This window comes from Kitasatospora sp. NPDC092286 (assembly GCF_044755565.1).
Lineage (GTDB): Bacteria > Actinomycetota > Actinomycetes > Streptomycetales > Streptomycetaceae > Kitasatospora.
The window spans coordinates 177,203-194,621 of record NZ_JBIVRD010000002.1; the positions used below are offsets into that span (position 1 = coordinate 177,203).

The window sequence follows — 17,419 nt, forward strand, 5'->3', positions numbered from 1 at the left end:
GCGGTGCATATGCTCGCGGTGGATCGTGTGTGTGCGAGGCGAGGGAGAGTCGGTATGTCCGTGTACGCCGTACCCCTGCGCTGTTGTCGTCCCCGCAGCACCTCGCGCTGACGCCGCCACCGAGCCGATTCCGCGCGATCCCTCCCCGGTGCCGCCCCCGGGTGAGCGCGGCCGTGTCCGGAGTGCTCAGCCCGGGCCGCCGCGCCGTCCTCGCCGAACTCCCACCGAGTGCCCCACAAGGAGACCGCCATGCGGTTCACCGTCTCGTCCCTCGTCGCCAACGGCCCCGACCCCGTCACCGGTGTGCGGCGCACCCCGAACGAGAAGCTGCACAACGTCATCGACCAGGCCGTCACCGCCGAGGAACTCGGCTACGACGGCTACGGGGTGGGGGAGCGGCACGGCGAGCCGTTCCTCTCCCCGGCGCCGCCCGTGCTGCTCAGCGCCATCGCCGCCCGCACCTCGACGATCCGGCTGTTCACCACCGTGACGGTGCTGAGCATCCTGGACCCGGTCCGGGTCGCCGAGGACTACGCCCTGCTCGACCAACTCTCCGGCGGCCGCCTCGAACTGATCATCGGCAAGGGCAACGACCCGCGCCACTTCGACCTGTTCGGCCTGCCCGAGGAACGGCAGTGGGACGCGCTGGCCGAGAACTACGCTCTGCTGCGCCGGCTCTGGCGCGAGGAGAAGGTGACCTGGGAGGGCGGCACCCGGCCGCCGCTCAAGGACGCGACCATCTCGCCGCGCCCGTTCCAGGACCCGATCCCGGTCTGGCACGGCAGTGCCACCAGCACCCAGTCCACCGACCTGGCGGCCCGCTACGGGGACCCGCTGTTCTCCGCCAACTCCTTCCACCCGCTGGCCAAGTACAAGGCCCTGGTGGACCACTACCGCGAGTGCTGGGAGCACTACGGCCGTGACCCGAAGGACGTCCGGGTCGGCACCAGTTTTGGCGGCCTGTTCATCGCCAGGCGCTCGCAGGACGCCGTCGAGGGCTTCCGCCCGTACTGGGACGCGCTGTTCAACTCGGCGGCCGGCAAGCACAACAACTCGCCGTTCGAGTCGCTGGAGGACGCGCTGGAGCGCGGCTCGGCGCTGGTCGGCAGCCCGCAGCAGGTGATCGAGAAGATCCACCGCTACCACGAGGCCTTCGGCAACGAGGTCGTCGGGATCGGCGTGGACTCGCTCACCGAGGACGTCCAGCACGAGCAGCTGGAGCTGTTCGCGAGCGAGGTCGCCCCGGTGATCCGGCGGGAGCTGCCCTGACGGCCCCTCGGGGGTGACGTACACCTCACCCGGACCGCGGGGCCCGGGGGAATGCCGCCCGCCGTTCCGGGGGACGACGATCACAGGGAGGGCCGTGGACCGCCGGGGGGCGGCCCACGGCCCTCGGCAGGTCTGTCGGGATCTGTCGGGGTGTGTCGGGTCGTGCCCGGCCGGGCCGTTCCCGGTGCACCCCTGGCGTTCTGTACCTACTGGTATGTACAGTGATCGGTATGGCAACCCAGGACCGTCTCATCGAGAGCACCCAGGAACTCCTCTGGGAGCGCGGCTACGTCGGCACCAGCCCCAAGGCCATCCAGCAGCGCGCGGGCGTCGGCCAGGGCAGCATGTACCACCACTTCGACGGCAAACCCGATCTGGCCGCCGCCGCCCTGCGCCGCAGCGCCGAGCAGCTGCGCGCCGTCGCCGAGGCCGACCTGGCCGGGCCCGGCACCGCCTACGACCGCATCGCGGCCTATCTGCACCGCGAACGCGACGTGCTGCGCGGCTGCCGGATCGGCCGGATGGCCCAGGACCCGGAGGTGATCGCCGACCCGCGGCTGCGCGCGCCCGTCGAGGAGACCTTCGACTGGCTGCGCGGCCGGCTGGCCGAACTGGTGGCCGAGGGGCAGACCGCCGGCGAGCTGATCCCCGGTGCCGACCCGGCCGACACCGCCGCCGCGGTGGTCGCCGTCGTGCAGGGCGGCTACGTCCTCGCCCGCGCGGCCGGCTCCGCCGAACCGTTCGAGCAGGCCGTCCGGGGCGCCCTCGGCCTGCTCGCCGCCCACCGCTCCCGCTGAGGCCCGGTCCCCGCGTCGCACCGCCCGCCGCCCTGCCCCGCCCCGTCCCGCCCGGCCGTTCCGGAGGTACCGCCCGTGCACGCCATGCAGTACGAGATCACCCTCCCCGCCGACTACGACATGGGGATCATCCGGAAGCGGGTCGCCGACAAGGGCCACCTGCTCGACGACTACCCCGGCCTCGGCCTCAAGGCGTACCTGGTGCGCGAGCGCGGCCGACACGGGGCCGCCTCCCGGCCGGAGACCGGGGGAGGCTCACCGGTCAACCAGTACGCGCCGTTCTACCTCTGGCGCACCCCCGAGGGGATGAACAGCTTCCTCTGGGGCCCGGGCTTCCGGGGCGTGAGCGCCGACTTCGGCCGCCCGGCCGTCCGGCACTGGCTCGGAGCCGGACTGCGCCGGGGCACCGCGACAGGGAGCCCGGCCGCCGCCACCCGCCGTATCGAACGGCTCCCGGAGGGCGCGGACCCGGCCGAGGCGGTCGAGCGGGCCCTTGCCGGGCTGCCCGACCACCCCGGCCTGCACACGGCCGCCGTCGCCGTCGACCCGGCCCGCTGGGAGCTGCTGCGGATCGCGCTCTGGCACGGCGACGCACCCGAGGACGAGCCCGGCGTCCACTACCGCGTACTGCACCTCTGCCGCCCCGAACTCGACCGGCTGCCCGCCGGCCGCCACTGGTGAAAGGACCGCCCGACCCGATGGAACCCGCCGACCTCACCCCCGCCCCGCTCGACCGCGCCGCCGGCTACGCGCTGCTCAACGACCTCGCCGGACCGCAGACCCAGGCCGACACCCTGCGCGGCCTGGACGAGGTGGCACCCGGCTTCCCCGACTGGATCGTCACCAGCCTGTTCGGCGGCACCTACCAGCGGCCCGGCCTCTCCCCGCGCGACCGCCAGGTCGCCAACCTGGCCGCGCTCACCGCCCTCGGTGGCGTCGAGCCGCAGCTCGCCGACCACGTCCGCAACAGCCTGCGGATCGGCCTCACCCGGGAGGAGATCACCGAGGTGCTGGTCCACCTCGCGCCCTACGTCGGCGTCCCCAAGGCGCTCGCGGGCCTGCGGGCCGCGACTGCGGCCTTCGCCGAGTACGCCGCCGCGGCCGAGGACACCACCGACCCGGATGCCGCGTGACCGCCACCGTCCGGACGGTGCTCGGCGACCTCGATCCGGCCGAACTCGGCGTCTGCGACTCCCACGACCACCTCTTCCTCCGCAGCCCCCGGCTGCCCGGCGAGGAACTGGACGACCAGGGGGCCGCCGCCGAGGTGCTGCGCGCCTTCGCGGCGGCCGGCGGCCGGGCGCTCGTCCAGTGGACCCCGCACGGCATGGGCCGGGGCGGCGCCGCGCTCGCCGGGCTGTCGCGCGGCGCCGGCGTCCACCTCGTCGCGGCCACCGGTCTGCACCAGGCCGTCCACTACGACCCGGACGGGCTCGCCGACCTGTACGACGGACTGGCCGGGCTGTTCACCGCCGAGCTGACCACCGGCCTGCGCGGGGCGCCGGCCGGCACCAGGGCCGGACTGATCAAGGTGGCCGGCGACTACCACGGCCTCGGCGAGCACACCCGCCGGGTGATGGCGGCCGCCGCCGAGGCGCACCACGCCACCGGCGCGCCGATCGCGGTCCACCACGAACTCGGCACCGCCGCGCCCGACGTCCTGGACCTGCTCTGCGGTCGGTACGGCGTCCCGCCCCGGCGGATCGTCCTCGGCCACCTCAACCGGCTCCCCGACCTCCGGCTGCACCGGCACCTCGCCGCCTCCGGCGCCTACCTCGCGCTGGACGGCCCCTCCCGCGCCCACCACGCCACCGACCACCACCTGTTCGACACCATCGCCGCCCTCGCCGAGGCCGGCCACGCCGCCCAGCTGCTCCTCGGCGGCGACACCACCACCCGTGGCGCCCGCCACAGCCCCGGCCCGACCCACCTCCTGACCGCGCTCGCACCCCGCCTCGCCCGCGAGTTCGGCCCCGCCCTCCCGCACCAGCTCCTCACCGCCAACCCCGCCCGCGCCTTCGCCACCGAGTGGGCCGCGCCCTGACGGACCGGCCCGTTCGTTCCTCGTGATCCGCCGGGCCGGGTCCGCGCCCGCGACCACCGGCGCGCCCTCGGCGACCCGCGCCCCCGTCCCGCTCCTGTCGCCTCCGTCACCCCGCATACCCGCTGGTCGGCGGGTCCGCGGCAGCCTCCCGGACCGCTAGGGTGGTTGATCGCGCCTCGGCGGGGGCTTCCGCGACGAGCGGGGGAACCGGGGCGGCCGTCCTGGATGTCCTAGGGGTTGTCCGTCGGACAGGCCCTAGGGGCGGGGACGGGGAGTTCGAGGCGTGGGAGCAAGTAGGACATGGGTCTGACGAGCCACAAGGTGCTGGCGCTGACCGTATTGATCGCCGTCGTGATGATGGCGGGCACCGTCTGGCTGTGGCCGAGACTGGCGAAGCGGAGCTGGCAGGCGGTGCTCGGCCGGATCGGCACGCTGCTCGCCACCCAGCTCACCGTGCTCGCCGCGCTGGGCCTGGTGGCGAACAACTACTTCGCCTTCTACAGCAGCTGGGACGACCTGCTCGGCACCGGCGACAACGGCCCGGTCGTCATCCAGAACAAGGTGGACGCCTCCGGCCGGCTGCGGGTGGAGACCATCGGGCACGCCGAGGTCCAGGGCGGCGGGGCGCTCGGCCGCGACCCCGGAAAGTCCGGGGAGATCCGCGAGGTCCGGATCGACGGGGCCACCACCCGGCTCTCCACCGAGGGGTACGTCTACCTGCCGCCGCAGTACTTCCAGCCGGAGTACGCGCAGAAGCAGTTCCCGGCGGTGATCGTCAGCACCGGCTTCCCCGGCATCGCCAAGAACCTGGTGACCCGCCTCAACTACCCGGGCGCGGCGCTGAAGCTGCTCCAGGAGGGGAAGATGCAGCCGACCGTGATGGTGCTGATGCGCCCGTCGCCCGCGCTGCCGCAGGACACCGAGTGCGAGGACATCCCCGGCGGCGCACAGTCCGAGACGTACTTCACCAAGGACGTCCCGTCCGCGATCCAGGCGTCGTTCCGGGTCTCCGCCGACCCGCAGGCGTGGGGCTTCATGGGCAACTCGACCGGTGGCTACTGCGCGCTCAAGCTGGCCATGCGCCACCCGGAGGTCTTCCCGACCGCCGTCTCGCTCTCCGGTTACTACCAGGCGGCCGACGACCCGACCACCGGTGACCTCTTCAAGGGCAGCGAGCAGCGCCGCAACGAGGCGGACCTGATCTGGCGACTGAAGAACCTGCCCCAGCCCAAGGCGTCCGTGCTGCTGGCCGGCACCAAGGAGGGCGACGGTGAATACCGGCGCGACACCGAGCAGTTCGTGGCCGCCGTGCACAGCCCGATGAAGGTGTCGTACAGCATGCTGCAGACCGGCGGCCACAACTTCGAGACCTGGGGCAAGCTGCTGCCGTCCTCGCTGGAGTGGCTCTCCCAGCACCTCCGGGTGCCCGGCCAGCCGGTCTGAGCCCCCGGCCGCCCTGCCGGCCCCTGACGGTCCCTGACAGCCCCGGCCGGTTCCGGCGGGGCGTCGGGGCCGGGGCCGGGGCTTCGGCTCAAGGCCTGCTCAGGCCACCGGCTCCAGCGTCCCGGTGTGCAGCTCGCCGACCCGGCCACCCTCGCCCTCGTACGTCCAGAAGGCGCGCACCGTCAGCCTGGCGAGGTCCATCACATGGCTGACGGTGATGCCGCTCTGCTCGGTCCAGCTGACGAAGTACAGCTCCGGCCCGACCTCGGCGACGTGCAGCGTCACGTCCTCCCACTGGCCCGCCGACTCGCCGAGGCCCTCCCAGCGCAGCCGCTTGCCGTCGGCCGAGTAGGCGTTGCGGAAGGCCGCGCCGTTGTCGACCTGGAAGAGATAGGTACGGCCGGCGAAGGCGGGCAGGGGCGCGGTCATGGTTGGGCGTGTCCTCGTCTCTTGTGCGGAGCGGTACGGATGGACCTCCAACTTATCCGACCCGGCGACCTTTCCCGGCGTACTCGGGGACACCCGCCACGGCACCGGTCCCACGGCACCGGTCCCCACGGCGCGGATCACCACGGCACGGGGATCGCCATGGCCCCGGGGCGCCGGAGCCCGGGGACGCCACGGCGCGAAGCGCCACGACGGCCGCCCGCCGGGTGTGCGACCGGCACATGGGCGCTCCGGCGGGCCGACCGTACCGTGCAGGCTCCGGCCCACCGGGACGTGGGCCCGACCAGGGAGCCGCCCATGAACCCCGCCAGAGATCCGCACGCCGCAAGCGGCATGAGCCCCGTCCGCAACGGCAGGGACTCCAGACGCCCGGCCGCCGCCCTCGCCGCCGTCCTGCTCACCCTGGCCGCCCTCCTGCTGGGCGCGCCGCCCCGGGCCTCGGCCGCCGCGCCGCTCACCCTGGAGGCGACCTACCCCTCACCCGGCAACGGCTGGGCCAAGGTCGAGCGCTATCTGGACACCACCGCCGGCTTCCACGCCGAGCAGTACCCGGCCGACGGCCGCGGCGACCAGGACGGCGCCCGCCTCACGTACTTCGGCGGCGTCCGCCAACCGTTCTCCGGCCGCTTCCTGCTCTACTCGGCGGCTGGCTGGGACACCGGCAGCCGCCAGACCCCCGTCCTGCTCGTCCACGGTGCCAACGACAACGCCGACCGCGCCTGGGCCAACCCCGGCGAGAGCGGCAGCTGCGGTGCGTCCGGCTGTCCGTCCACCGGCCTGGCCCAGTACCTCGCCTCGACCGGCCACCGCGTCTTCGCGATCAACTTCGCCCACAAGAACGGCGACAACCTGATGCAGGCGCAGGCCGTCGGCGACGCCGTCGCGCTGATCCGGGCCCGGCTCGGCGTCCCCCAGGTGGACGTGGTCGCGTGGAGCAAGGGCGAGGTCGCGGCCCGCGCGTACGTCTCCTCGGTGCGCCCCTCCTGGGGCCGGGCATACGCGGGGGACGTCCGCCGCCTGGTCACGCTCGGCGGTCCGAACGGCGGCCTCGACTACGTGTACGCCCACGGCTGGGCCTTCTCGCTCGCGACCTGGCCGGCCTGCGGCGGCAGCGCCAACGCGCCGTCCCCGCACCTCTTCATGACCTGCTACGGCACGTACACCTCGCAGCCCTGCCTCGGCGTGCTGCCCAGCGGCGGCCACGACTGCTACCCGGGGCAGCGGCAGCTGCTCGCCCGCTGGGACGGCACCTACGGGGTGGACGGCACCGCCCAGGACTGGTGGACGACGTACTACGGCGGCCAGGGCTTCTACACCTCGGGCCAGGGCATCCAGGCGGCCATCGACGCCGGTTCGCTGATCGGACCGCTCCAGCGGGCCGGGGTCCCGGCCGCCGTCCGCGGCTACCTGCTCGCGGGCGGCTCGGCCGACATCCCGGGCGTCCTCAACGAGAACCGGGGGCCCAGCGACGGCATCGTCTTCACCGCGAGCGCGCTGGACACCACCGGGATCGGTACGGTCGGCGGCACCCGGCTGCTCGCCGGGCTCAACCACCTGGAACTGGCCTGGGCGCCGGAGTCGCTGAGCCAGGTGGACGCCTGGCTCGACTGACCGGCCCCGGAGCCCTGTTGACCGGCCGCCTGCGCCGGCGGCCCGGGCGCGACAACGCCCGGGCCGCCGTCACCGGCTCGCCGTCAGCCGGTCCGCGTCAGCGGATCTCCGTCAGCGGATCTCCGTCTCGACGACGGGGATCGCGAACGGCTGCTTGTCGTTCGACGTGTTCCGGTCGTCGTCGCCGCGCACCGAGACCCAGCCCCCGAGCAGCGTTCCGGGGGCCGGGACGCTGCGCGCCAGCCGGACCGGGATCAGCGCCGTCGCGCTCCGCAGTGCGGGCAGGCCGGCCGGGAAGGTGCAGTGCACCCGGTGGCCGTCCTGGAACGGGGCGCAGTTCTCCGGGAAGTACGGGCCTTCCGGCGTCACGCCCGCCGGCAGGGTGACCACCACCGTGAACGGCGAGGCGGTGCGGTCGGGGCCGCGGTTGCCGACGACGGCGTGCACCGTGGTGGTGCCACCGGGTGCGGCGGGGTCCGGGTCCAGCCCGATGACCTCCAGGTCGGAGTCGGAGGCCGTCGCGGCCGTGGCGCCGGGCCCGGCCGAGGGGGCGGTCGACGGTGCGGCCGTGGCCGGCCATTGCAGACCGGCCCAGGCGGGCCCGGCCGTCAGTGCCGTCAGCGCACAACCCGCCGTCAGCGCGGAACCCACCGCGACAGCGCCGCGCACCGCGGCCCGCCGGCCCGACGATCCCCGGCCTGACGTTCCCGGGGCCGAACCCCCGTCCGATCCCTGAACCGAACCACGAACGGATCCTCTGCGGGACATCGCCGCTCACCCTGCCCTTGCGTTCCCGGTGCCCGCGCCGTCGCGGGCCGCGTCCGCAACAGCCTGGCCGACCGGCTCCCCGCCGCTGCCGCAACCCGCCCCCGGCCGCTCGAACGGGGGAAAACCCGCACCGGAAGTCGGCCGGCCCGACTTCCGGTGTTCACCGGCGGCCGGACCGGCGGATCGTCAGGGCGCGAGGACCTGTCCCAGCCGGGTCGCGATCCGGTGCATCACCGGCACCAGCGACGAGCTGCCGTCCTGCTCCTCCAGCGCCCGGATGCGCGCCTCCGGGCCGGAGACCGAGATCGCCGCAGGGGTCGGCGCGCCCGGCACCGCGAGCGCGATGCAGCGCACCCCGATCTCCTGCTCCTGGTCGTCCACCACATAGCCGCGCTCGCGCGCCTCGGCGAGCTGGGCCATCAGCTCCTGCGGGTCGGTCAGCGTGTACGAGGTGTGCGCGGGCAGCGGGTCGGGGCCGAGGACGGCGCGTGCCTCCTCCTCCGGCAGCTGCGCCAGCAGGGCCTTGCCGACGCCCGTGCAGTGCGGCTGCGCCCGTCGCCCGACCTCGGTGAACATCCGCATCGAGCGCCGCGACTGCACCTGCCCGACGTAGACCACCTCACCGCCCTCCAGCACGGCCAGGTTGGCCGTCTCGCCGGTGGCCTCCATCAGTTCGGCCAGGTACGGGCGGGCCCAGCTGCCGAGCAGCCGGCCGGCCGTCTCGCCGAGCCGGATCAGCCGGGGGCCCAGGGTGTAGCGGCGCGTGGTGTCCTGGCGGACATAGCCCTGCTGGACGAGGGTACGAACCAGGCGGTGGATGGTCGGCATGGGCAGACCGGAGGAGGTGGAGAGCTCGCTGAGCGTCGCGATGCCCCCGGAGTCGGCCAGCGCCTCCAGCAGCTGGAAGGCGCGCTCGACGGACTGCACGCCGCCGCTCGCGCGGTCCGTGCCCGTCGTCGATGCGGTCTCGGGGGTGGCGACCACCGGCGTTCCCTTCACTGTGGGGGAGGATCAGAGCCTCCGCGATCGCTTCAACAAACCGTTGAAATTCTGTATCGCGGAAACTAGTCTCCACCTTACAGAATCGGGCCCTCCGGCAGCCGGGTTCGGTTCGAGGCAGTTCCCGCCGGAGCTCCCTTCGTCGGGCTCAACCGTCTTAGGAGTGTCCTGCCCATGGCCACAGATCAGGGACCCTCGCGCAGCCCCGGGCCGGGGGTGCCCCCGGACGCCCTCTCCGCCGCTCCGGCCGTCACCGTCGCCGGTCCGCGCGTCCACCGGGCGGAGGAGGTGCTCACCCCGGAGGCGGTCGCCTTCGTCGCCGGACTCCACCGCGCCTTCGAGGGCCGTCGGCAGGAGCTCCTGGCCCGCCGCAGGGCCCGCCGCGCCGAGATCGCCGAGGCCGGCACCCTGGACTTCCTCCCCGGGACGGCCCACATCCGGGCCGGCGACTGGAGGGTGGCCGAGGCCCCCCGCGCACTCCAGGACCGCCGGGTCGAGATCACCGGCCCGACCGACCGCAAGATGGTCATCAACGCCCTCAACTCCGGCGCCCGGGTCTGGCTCGCCGACTTCGAGGACGCCACCTCCCCGACCTGGGAGAACGTGGTCGGCGGCCAGATCAACCTGATCGACGCCTTCGAGGGCGGGATCGACTTCACCGGGCCGCAGGGCAGGGCGTACGCCCTGCGGCCCGCCGCCGAACTGGCCACCGTGGTGGTCCGCCCGCGCGGCTGGCACCTGGACGAGACGCACCTGCTGGTCGACGGTGCCCCGGTGGCCGGCGCCCTTCTCGACTTCGGCCTCTACTTCTTCCACAACGCGGCCCGGCTGATCGCGCGCGGCCCCGAGGACCCGAACTCCGGCCCGTACTTCTACCTGCCGAAGACCGAGAGCCACCTCGAGGCCCGGCTCTGGAACGACGTCTTCGCCCACGCCCAGGCCGCGCTCGGCATCCCGTACGGCACCGTCCGCGCCACCGTGCTGATCGAGACCATCACCGCCGCGTTCGAGATGGACGAGATCCTCTACGAGCTGCGCGACCACGCCGCCGGGCTCAACGCGGGCCGCTGGGACTACCTGTTCTCGATCGTCAAGAACTTCCGCGACGCCGGCGAGCACTACATCCTGCCCGACCGCAACACCGTCACCATGGCCTCCCCGTTCATGGCCGCCTACACCCGCCTGCTGGTGCGGACCTGCCACCGGCGCGGCGCCCACGCGATCGGCGGCATGGCCGCGTTCATCCCCAGCCGCCGCGACCCCGAGGTCACCGCCGCCGCGCTGGAGAAGGTCAAGGCCGACAAGGACCGCGAGGCCGGCCACGGTTTCGACGGCTCCTGGGTCGCCCACCCCGACCTCGTCCCGGTCGCCCGCGCCTCCTTCGACGCCGTCCTCGGTGAGCGCCCCCACCAGAAGGACAACCCCGGCCCGGCCGAACCGGTCACCGCCGCCCAGCTGCTGGACATCGCGGGCGCCGGCGGCAGCTGCACCCGCGCCGGGCTGCACAACGCCGTCCAGGTCGGCGTGCGCTACATCGAGGCGTGGCTGCGTGGCCTCGGCGCCGTCGCCATCTTCCACCTGATGGAGGACGCCGCCACCGCCGAGATCTCCCGTTCGCAGGTCTGGCAGTGGATCCACAACGGCGTCGTGCTCGCCGACACCGGCGAGAAGGCCACCGCGGCCCTGGTGCGGCGGCTGGTGGCCGAGGAACTGGCCGGGCTCCGGGCCGGGCTGGGTGCCGACGCCTACGCCGGCGGGCGCTGGGACGAGGCCGCCACGCTCTTCGAACAGGTCGCCCTGGCCGAGGAGTTCGTGGACTTCCTGACCCTCCCCGCGCTTCCCCTGCTGGACTGAGCCCCGCTCCGCCCAGTGGCGGCGGCCGGCGCGCCTGCCCCGCCACGCCGCGGCCCCGGACCCCCGCCGTGGGTCCGGGGCCGCGGTCCGCTGTCATGCCGGGGTGATCGTCCGGAGGCCGACGGCCTCGGCGGCTTCCACCAGGCGCTTGTCGTAGGCGAGGAACCAGGCCACCGACGGCGCCACGCTGAGCGCGGCGGCCACATGGATGGCCGTCCAGCGACCGGAGTGTCCCGCCGGGTGCGAGGCGGCCCGCCTGGTCGAAGAGGGCCGGGGTGAGCCGCAGAACGGCCGCGATGCCCAGCCAGTCCTCGGCGTTCCGGCGGGAGACCGGATCGGTCCGGGCGGCGTGCGTGGCGCGACGCGGCTCCGTGCGGGTCGGATCGCCGGTGACGACGAGCGCTCCGCCCGGTCCGTCCAGCCGCTCCAGCAGGGCGGCGCCGCGGTCGTGAGTCCAAGGGGGAGGGAGGGTCAGCCGGGGCGGGTGGCGAGTTCCCTGGCGGCGCGGGCGCAGGCCTGGGCGATCCGGTCCTCGTCGACGGTGGTCAGCCGGCCCCGCTCGACCACGGCGTTGCCGTTGACGAAGAGGGCGGTCAGCGGGGGCAGGGCGCCGAGGGTGAGGGCGGCGACCGGGTCGGCGATCGAGGAGTGCATGATGCCGTCGATCTTCCACAGGGCGAGGTCGGCCAGCTTGCCGGCCTCGATGGAGCCGATCTCGTTCTGCCGGCCGAGCACCCGGGCGCCGCCCATGGTGCCGAGGCGCAGCGCCTGCCGGCCGGTCAGCGCGGTGGGGGAGCCGTGCAGCCGGTTGATCAGCAGGGCGTTGCGCAGCTCGGTGCCCAGCTCGCCGGACTCGTTGGAGGCGGTGCCGTCCACGCCGAGGCCGACCGGGACGCCTGCCGCCAGCATGTCGGGGACGCGGGCGATGCCGGCCGCCAGGCGGGCGTTGGAGGAGGGGCAGTGCGCCACGCCGGTGCCGGTCTCGGCGAACTTGACGAGGTCGGAGTCGTCCATGTGGACGCAGTGCGCCATCCAGACGTCCTCGCCGAGCCAGCCGACCGACTCGAAGTAGTCGGTCGGGCCCATGCCGAACAGCTCCTTGCAGAACTGTTCCTCCTCGGCCGTCTCCGAGCCGTGGGTGTGCAGCCGGACGCCCTTGCGGCGGGCCAGGAGGGCGGTCTCGCGCATCAGCTCGGTGGAGACCGAGAAGGGGGAGCAGGGGGCGATGGCGATCCGCAGCATCGAGTCGAAGGAGGCGTCGTGGTAGCGGTCCACGGCGGCCTCGGAGGCGATCAGGACGGCCTCGGTCGACTCGACCGCGTGGTCCGGCGGCAGCCCGCCGTCCTTCTTCCCGCGGTCCATCGAGCCGCGCAGCGCGGTGAAGCGCAGACCGAGCTCCTGGACGGCCTCGATCTCGGCGCCGAGGATGTCGCCGCCGTCCCGGGGGAAGACGTAGTGGTGGTCGGCGGCCGTCGTGCAGCCGGACTTGAGCAGGGCGGCGGCCGAGCCCTGGGCGGCGGCGTGGACGAGCCGGTCGTCGATCCGGGCCCAGGTCGGGTAGAGCGCCACCAGCCAGTCGAACAGGATGGCGTCCTGGGCCAGGCCGCGGGTGATCCACTGGTAGAAGTGGTGGTGGGTGTTGACCAGGCCGGGGGTGAGGAGGTGGCCCTCGCCGTCGATCCGGCGCACCACGTTGTCCGGCCACTGCGGGGCGGGGCCGTCGCCGACCGACTCGATCCGGTTGCCGAGGACGACCACGTGGCCGCGGGCGTACTCGGTGTCGTCGGCGTCGACCGTCGCGACGGCGACGTTCTCGATCACGATCCGCCGGCCGGCGGGCGGGGGCTGGACTGCCATGGTGGGGCTCCTGGGGGGAGGGCCGACGGGGGAGCACGCTGAGCGGGGGTGCGACGGCCCCCGCGTACCCGGCGGCGGTCACGGGGGCGCTCCGGGTCAGGCGACCGGGATGACCGGGGTGACGCCCTCGCGGTGCACGGTGCCCTCGATCAGGCCGTACATCCGGTCGGCGGCGTAGTAGACCTCGTTCTCGTTCGTCAGGCCGAACGGCTCCAGGTCGACCAGGAAGTGGTGCTTGTTGGGGAGTTCCAGGCGGACCTCGTCCACCTCGGCGCGGTTGTCGAGGACCCGGGTGCCCATCGCGTGCAGGGTCTGCTGCAACGAGTAGGAGTAGGTCCCGGCGAACGCCTCCAGCAGATGGCGGCGGACCTGGGTGTAGCAGCGGTTCCAGTCGGGCCGGGCCTCGTCGCCCCGGCCGGTGAAGCCGTACGCCCAACGGGCCGTCACCTGGGTGGCGAGGATGCGGTCGTAGGCCTCCCGCAGCGTGGTGTACCCGTCCTTGAGGTAGCCCCGGAACTCCGAGTCGGTGGAGTTCAGCACGACGAGGTCCCTGAGGCCCGAGATGACCCGGACGGTCTCGCCGTCGTAGGCGATCTCGGTGGTGCGGGTCTCCTGCCCGTTGCGGACGAAGGAGTGGCCGGTCTCCTCCGGACCGGTGAAGCGGGCCGAGCCGTCGGACGTCCTGATCCGGTCCCAGGCGTACTCCTCGATCCGGATCCGGGCGCGGTGGACGGGGTCGGTGCTGTCGACGAAGTGGCGGGCCAGCGCGATGCCGAAGGCCTCGGCCGACTCGATCCCGTGCTCCTTGGCGAAGGCGTAGACGGTGTTCTTGGTGGTGTCGGTGGGGAGGCAGTTGGCGTTCGACCCGGTGAGGTGGACGTCCTCGAAGTCGCCGGAGAGGGCGACCGAGACGTTCAGGTCCTTGATCTCGTGCCGGGTCGAGTCGCGGCTGATCCGGACGATGCGGTTCTCCGCCTTGCCGTACTGGTTCTGGCCGAGCACATGGGCCATGGCATGGCTCCCAATCAATGAAGTGGCCTAGCTTCCGCGGTAGACCGAGTATCCGAACGGGTTCAGCAGCAGCGGCACGTGGTAGTGGTGCTGCGCGGGCGCGATCGTGAAGACGATCGCGACCTCGGGGAAGAACGGCGTCCCGTCCGACACCGCGGCGAAGTAAGCGGCGGTGCCGAAGCGGAGCCGGACGACCGAGCCCGCCTCCGCGGCCGGCAGGTCCTCGGCCCGGCCGTCGGAGTCCGTGACGGAGGCGCCGAGCACCTGCCAGCCACCCTCGGTCTGCAGTGCGAGCTCGACCGGGACGCCGGCGGCCGGGCGGCCCAGGCTGGTGTCGAGCACATGGGTGGAGATGCCGGTCATGGGCGAAGTGACCTTACTGATGGCAGAGGTGGGACCTGTCGGATCTGACGGTACGTCAGGATCCGTCGAGCAGCCGGTTGATGCGGATGTCGTTGATTCTGCGCAGCTCGCCCCGGGTGATCTCCGTCTCGGTGGCGGCGTCGTTGGGGTGGCGCTCGCGCAGGGCGGCGAGCATGGTGGCCGCGGTGCGGCCGGTCGCGCAGATCAGGAACGCATGGCCGAACTTCGCCTCGTAGGCGGCGTTGGCCTCGTGCAGGGCGTCGAGGAGAGCGCCGTCCGCCCCCCGGATGCCGGCCTGCTCGCGCTCGGCGGTGGCGTCGCCCGCCATGGGTGTGCCGATCCGGGCGTGGCCGGCCATCGCGTCGCGCAGGTCTTCGGTGGTCAGCGTGGCCATGGCCGCCTCGTTGGCGGCGAGCAGGGCCTCGCGGTCGGGCCACGGCCGGGCTGCCGCGACGGTGGTGGCCCAGCGGGGGCTGGAACAGATCTCCAGCAGGAGGGCCGTCAGGTCGGCGGCGTCGGCCGCGGCCAGGGCGTCGAGGACGTGGGGGCGGTTGGTCACGGGTGGACCTCCTGGAGAGTGGCGCCACCCGCACAAGCTAGATCTGCCCACCCGGGCCGTCAACACTTTGTTGAACAGTTGGTGGTTATGGTGTGAATCGGTCCCGGTCGCGGGGGCGTTCCGTTGTGCGATACGCCGAACGCGCCCGCCGGGGGCCGGTCCCGGCCGGTCCGGACCGACTCCCGGCCCCCGGTGCCGCCGCGATCAGCCGGACTTCGAACCGTCCTGGCGGTTGAGGTAGTTGTAGACGGTGAAGCGGCTGACCCCGAGCGCCGAGGCGACCGTCTCCACCCCGTGGCGGACGGTGAAGGCGCCGCGCTCCTCCAGGAGGGCGACCACCCGCTGCTTCTCCCTGCGGTCCAGCTCGGCCAGCGGGCGGCCGTCGAACTGGCGGGTCATCTCCGCCAGCAGCCGGTCCAGCGCGCTGCTCAGGTGCGGCAGCCGGACGGCCAGGGCCGGGGCGCCCTCCCACTCCAGCACCACGTCCTCGCCCTTCGCCTCGGCCGGCGGGACGGGCGTCGCGCCGATCGCGTCCAGCAGCGGCTTCACCGCCGCGGCGAGCGGGTGCTCCGCATGCTCGGTCACGGCCTACCGCCCTCCTCGCCGAGCACGCTGACCTGGACCGAGATCCGGGTCGCGCCGGCGTCCAGGGTCTCCCGCAGCAGCTTGGTCACGGCGGCCAGGACCTGGTCGGCCTCGCCCTCCGCGCCGGTGCCGAACGGGCCGACCGCGACGGTCAGGCCGGCCTCGTCGACCGCCTTCCGGGCCGCCACGGCGTGCTCCGGGAACGTCTCCAGTTCGAACGGTTCTGTCGTGAACTCCACCATCAATCGCACTTGCTCACTTTAGGGCTTGTCTGACCATTCCCGCCGCGCGTTGATGTGACGCGAATGGTCGGACAAGCCCTGACGAGCGCGGGCGCGTCCCGGTCGGGGGCCGGTCTCCGGCAGGCCGTACGCCGATCCCCTGGGCGGGCGCCGCACCCGGTCGCCGGGCGGCGGAGGCGCCGAGCCCCGCCCCCAGGGCACATGCTTGTCGGACCATCGCCAGACCGTCCGGAAGTGAGGCCCGCACCATGCCCGCCACCCCCCGCCAGGGCCATGTGGTCGTAGCTCCCGACAAGTTCAAGGGCACGCTGGAGGCCGCCGAGGCCGCCGCACGGATCGCCGCCGGGATCCGCCGGGCCGCACCCGGTACCGAGGTCCGCGAACTGCCCGTCGCCGACGGCGGCGAGGGCACCCTGGCGGCCGCGCTGGCGGCCGGCTTCACCAGGATCCCGGCCGAGGTGACCGGCCCGACCGGGCTGCCGGTGGCCGCCGCGTTCGCCGTCCGGGGCGACACCGCCGTGGTCGAACTGGCGCAGGCCGCCGGACTGGCCCGCCTCCCCGGCGGCCGGACCGCCCCGCTCGCGGCCGGCTCGTACGGGGTCGGCCAGTTGATCGGCCGGGCGGTGGCCCTGGGCGCCCGGCGGATCGTGCTCGGCCTCGGCGGCAGCGCCTGCACCGACGGCGGCGCGGGCATGGTCCAGGCGCTCGGCGTCCGTCTGCTGGACGCCGACGGCGCCGAACTCCCGGCCGGCGGCGCCGCGCTGCGCCGGCTGGCCCGGATCGACCTCGGCCGGTCGGCCGACGTGCTCGCCGGGGCCGGCGTCGTGGTGGCCTGCGACGTGGACAACCCACTGCTCGGCCCGCGCGGCGCGGCCGCCGTCTACGGCCCGCAGAAGGGTGCCGGCGCCGACGACCTGGTGGTACTGGAGGAGGGGCTGACCCGCTTCGCCGACCTGGTCGGCGCCGCCGTCGGCCGGGACCTGCGCGACGCCCCCGGGGCCGGTGCCGCGGGCGGGGTGGGCTTCGCCGCCCTCGCCCTGCTGGGTGCCACCATGCGGCCCGGCATCGCGTTGATGCTCGAACTGCTGGGCTTCGCCGAGGCGGTGCGGGGCGCGCGCCTGGTCGTGACCGGCGAGGGCTGTCTGGACGCGCAGACGCTGCACGGCAAGGCCCCCGCCGGGGTGGCCGCGGCGGCTGCCCGGTCGGAAGTCCCGGTGGTCGCCGTGGCGGGACGGCTGGAGCTGTCGGAGCGGGAGTGGCGGGCGGCCGGGTTCGCCGGGGCGTACGCGCTCACCGAGCTGGCCGAGCGGCCCGGGGACAGCACGACCAGGGCGGCCGAGCTGGCCGAGGTCGCGGGGGAGCGGCTGGCGGTCGCCTTCCTCGGGGGCGGTGCGGCTTGATCTTCCGCGCGCGATCGGCCGTTGACGTTTTGTTGAAGGCGGGCCTAGGCTCCCAGCACGCTGCCGCCGCCGACCCGGTCGGGGTCAGACCCGCGGCACCAACTGCCGTGCACGCCTTCGCTGTTCCCTCGCCGCTCCCTGCCGCGCCTGCTTCGCCGTTCCCTTCGGTG

At 74.0% G+C, this 17,419-nt stretch carries 18 protein-coding genes; 9 read left to right on the top strand and 9 right to left on the bottom strand.

The features are described 5' to 3' along the window. The first annotated feature begins 249 nt into the window (after positions 1 to 249). The 6 genes from ACIQIB_RS03525 to ACIQIB_RS03550 all read left to right on the top strand — a co-directional run bounded on the left by ACIQIB_RS03525 (position 250) and on the right by ACIQIB_RS03550 (position 5,553). Positions 250 to 1,269, top strand: a complete 1,020-nt coding sequence (locus ACIQIB_RS03525; protein WP_400756452.1) for an LLM class flavin-dependent oxidoreductase — start codon at positions 250 to 252, stop codon at positions 1,267 to 1,269. Between the two features lie 230 nt (positions 1,270 to 1,499). Continuing rightward, positions 1,500 to 2,066, top strand: coding sequence for a TetR/AcrR family transcriptional regulator (locus tag ACIQIB_RS03530; RefSeq protein ID WP_363606411.1), 567 nt, complete (start codon positions 1,500 to 1,502; stop codon positions 2,064 to 2,066). A gap of 75 nt (positions 2,067 to 2,141) precedes the next feature. Continuing rightward, positions 2,142 to 2,747, top strand: coding sequence for a DUF4865 family protein (locus ACIQIB_RS03535; protein ID WP_400649528.1), 606 nt, complete (start codon positions 2,142 to 2,144; stop codon positions 2,745 to 2,747). Positions 2,748 to 2,764: 17 nt separating this feature from the next. Then, positions 2,765 to 3,199 carry a carboxymuconolactone decarboxylase family protein gene (locus ACIQIB_RS03540; RefSeq protein WP_400756454.1) on the top strand — a complete coding sequence of 145 codons (435 nt, stop codon included), beginning with the start codon at positions 2,765 to 2,767 and terminating at the stop codon, positions 3,197 to 3,199. Further along, entirely contained in the window at positions 3,196 to 4,110 is a 915-nt protein-coding gene (locus tag ACIQIB_RS03545) for a phosphotriesterase (RefSeq protein WP_400756456.1), read from the top strand. Before ACIQIB_RS03540 ends, ACIQIB_RS03545 begins: the two co-directional genes overlap by 4 nt. A gap of 300 nt (positions 4,111 to 4,410) precedes the next feature. Further along, on the top strand, positions 4,411 to 5,553 hold the full coding sequence (locus ACIQIB_RS03550) for an alpha/beta hydrolase-fold protein (RefSeq protein WP_363606417.1): 1,143 nt from the start codon (positions 4,411 to 4,413) through the stop codon (positions 5,551 to 5,553). 99 nt (positions 5,554 to 5,652) lie between these two features. On the opposite strand, the gene ACIQIB_RS03555 is transcribed toward ACIQIB_RS03550, so the two are convergent. Continuing rightward, positions 5,653 to 5,982: a MoaF-related domain-containing protein gene (locus ACIQIB_RS03555; protein ID WP_363606418.1), complete on the bottom strand. Its 330-nt coding sequence runs from the start codon at positions 5,980 to 5,982 to the stop codon at positions 5,653 to 5,655. Positions 5,983 to 6,297: 315 nt separating this feature from the next. Between ACIQIB_RS03555 and ACIQIB_RS03560 the strand changes: the two genes are divergently transcribed. Beyond that, positions 6,298 to 7,611 (top strand): esterase/lipase family protein, encoded by a 1,314-nt coding sequence (locus tag ACIQIB_RS03560; protein ID WP_400756458.1) that lies wholly within the window; start codon positions 6,298 to 6,300, stop codon positions 7,609 to 7,611. Positions 7,612 to 7,722: 111 nt separating this feature from the next. Here ACIQIB_RS03560 and ACIQIB_RS03565 read toward each other — a convergent pair whose 3' ends face one another. Next, entirely contained in the window at positions 7,723 to 8,262 is a 540-nt protein-coding gene (locus ACIQIB_RS03565) for a hypothetical protein (RefSeq protein ID WP_400756460.1), read from the bottom strand. A gap of 303 nt (positions 8,263 to 8,565) precedes the next feature. Further along, entirely contained in the window at positions 8,566 to 9,363 is a 798-nt protein-coding gene (locus ACIQIB_RS03570) for an IclR family transcriptional regulator (protein WP_363606422.1), read from the bottom strand. 189 nt (positions 9,364 to 9,552) lie between these two features. On the opposite strand from ACIQIB_RS03570, the gene aceB reads away from it, so the two are divergent. Continuing rightward, positions 9,553 to 11,232, top strand: coding sequence for a malate synthase A (aceB, locus tag ACIQIB_RS03575; protein ID WP_400756461.1), 1,680 nt, complete (start codon positions 9,553 to 9,555; stop codon positions 11,230 to 11,232). A gap of 471 nt (positions 11,233 to 11,703) precedes the next feature. On the opposite strand, the gene ACIQIB_RS03580 is transcribed toward aceB, so the two are convergent. The 6 genes from ACIQIB_RS03580 to ACIQIB_RS03605 all read right to left on the bottom strand — a co-directional run bounded on the left by ACIQIB_RS03580 (position 11,704) and on the right by ACIQIB_RS03605 (position 15,849). Continuing rightward, positions 11,704 to 13,089, bottom strand: coding sequence for an 8-oxoguanine deaminase (locus tag ACIQIB_RS03580; protein ID WP_363606426.1), 1,386 nt, complete (start codon positions 13,087 to 13,089; stop codon positions 11,704 to 11,706). A 96-nt stretch (positions 13,090 to 13,185) separates the two neighbouring features. Continuing rightward, positions 13,186 to 14,100, bottom strand: a complete 915-nt coding sequence (pucL, locus tag ACIQIB_RS03585; RefSeq protein ID WP_363606427.1) for a factor-independent urate hydroxylase — start codon at positions 14,098 to 14,100, stop codon at positions 13,186 to 13,188. 27 nt (positions 14,101 to 14,127) lie between these two features. After that, positions 14,128 to 14,463 (bottom strand): hydroxyisourate hydrolase, encoded by a 336-nt coding sequence (gene uraH, locus ACIQIB_RS03590; RefSeq protein ID WP_400649511.1) that lies wholly within the window; start codon positions 14,461 to 14,463, stop codon positions 14,128 to 14,130. A 55-nt stretch (positions 14,464 to 14,518) separates the two neighbouring features. Continuing rightward, positions 14,519 to 15,022, bottom strand: a complete 504-nt coding sequence (gene uraD, locus ACIQIB_RS03595; protein WP_363606431.1) for a 2-oxo-4-hydroxy-4-carboxy-5-ureidoimidazoline decarboxylase — start codon at positions 15,020 to 15,022, stop codon at positions 14,519 to 14,521. 204 nt (positions 15,023 to 15,226) lie between these two features. Continuing rightward, a complete protein-coding gene (locus ACIQIB_RS03600) occupies positions 15,227 to 15,607 on the bottom strand; it encodes a helix-turn-helix domain-containing protein (protein ID WP_363606432.1) in 381 nt (126 codons plus the stop codon). Beyond that, complete coding sequence (locus ACIQIB_RS03605) at positions 15,604 to 15,849, bottom strand: thiamine-binding protein (protein WP_400650290.1); 246 nt, start codon at positions 15,847 to 15,849, stop codon at positions 15,604 to 15,606. Before ACIQIB_RS03605 ends, ACIQIB_RS03600 begins: the two co-directional genes overlap by 4 nt. A 248-nt stretch (positions 15,850 to 16,097) precedes the next feature. Between ACIQIB_RS03605 and ACIQIB_RS03610 the strand changes: the two genes are divergently transcribed. Further along, the gene (locus ACIQIB_RS03610) at positions 16,098 to 17,249 is read left to right on the top strand and encodes a glycerate kinase (protein WP_363606435.1); all 1,152 of its coding nucleotides are present in this window, start codon (positions 16,098 to 16,100) and stop codon (positions 17,247 to 17,249) included. Positions 17,250 to 17,419 lie beyond the last annotated feature (170 nt).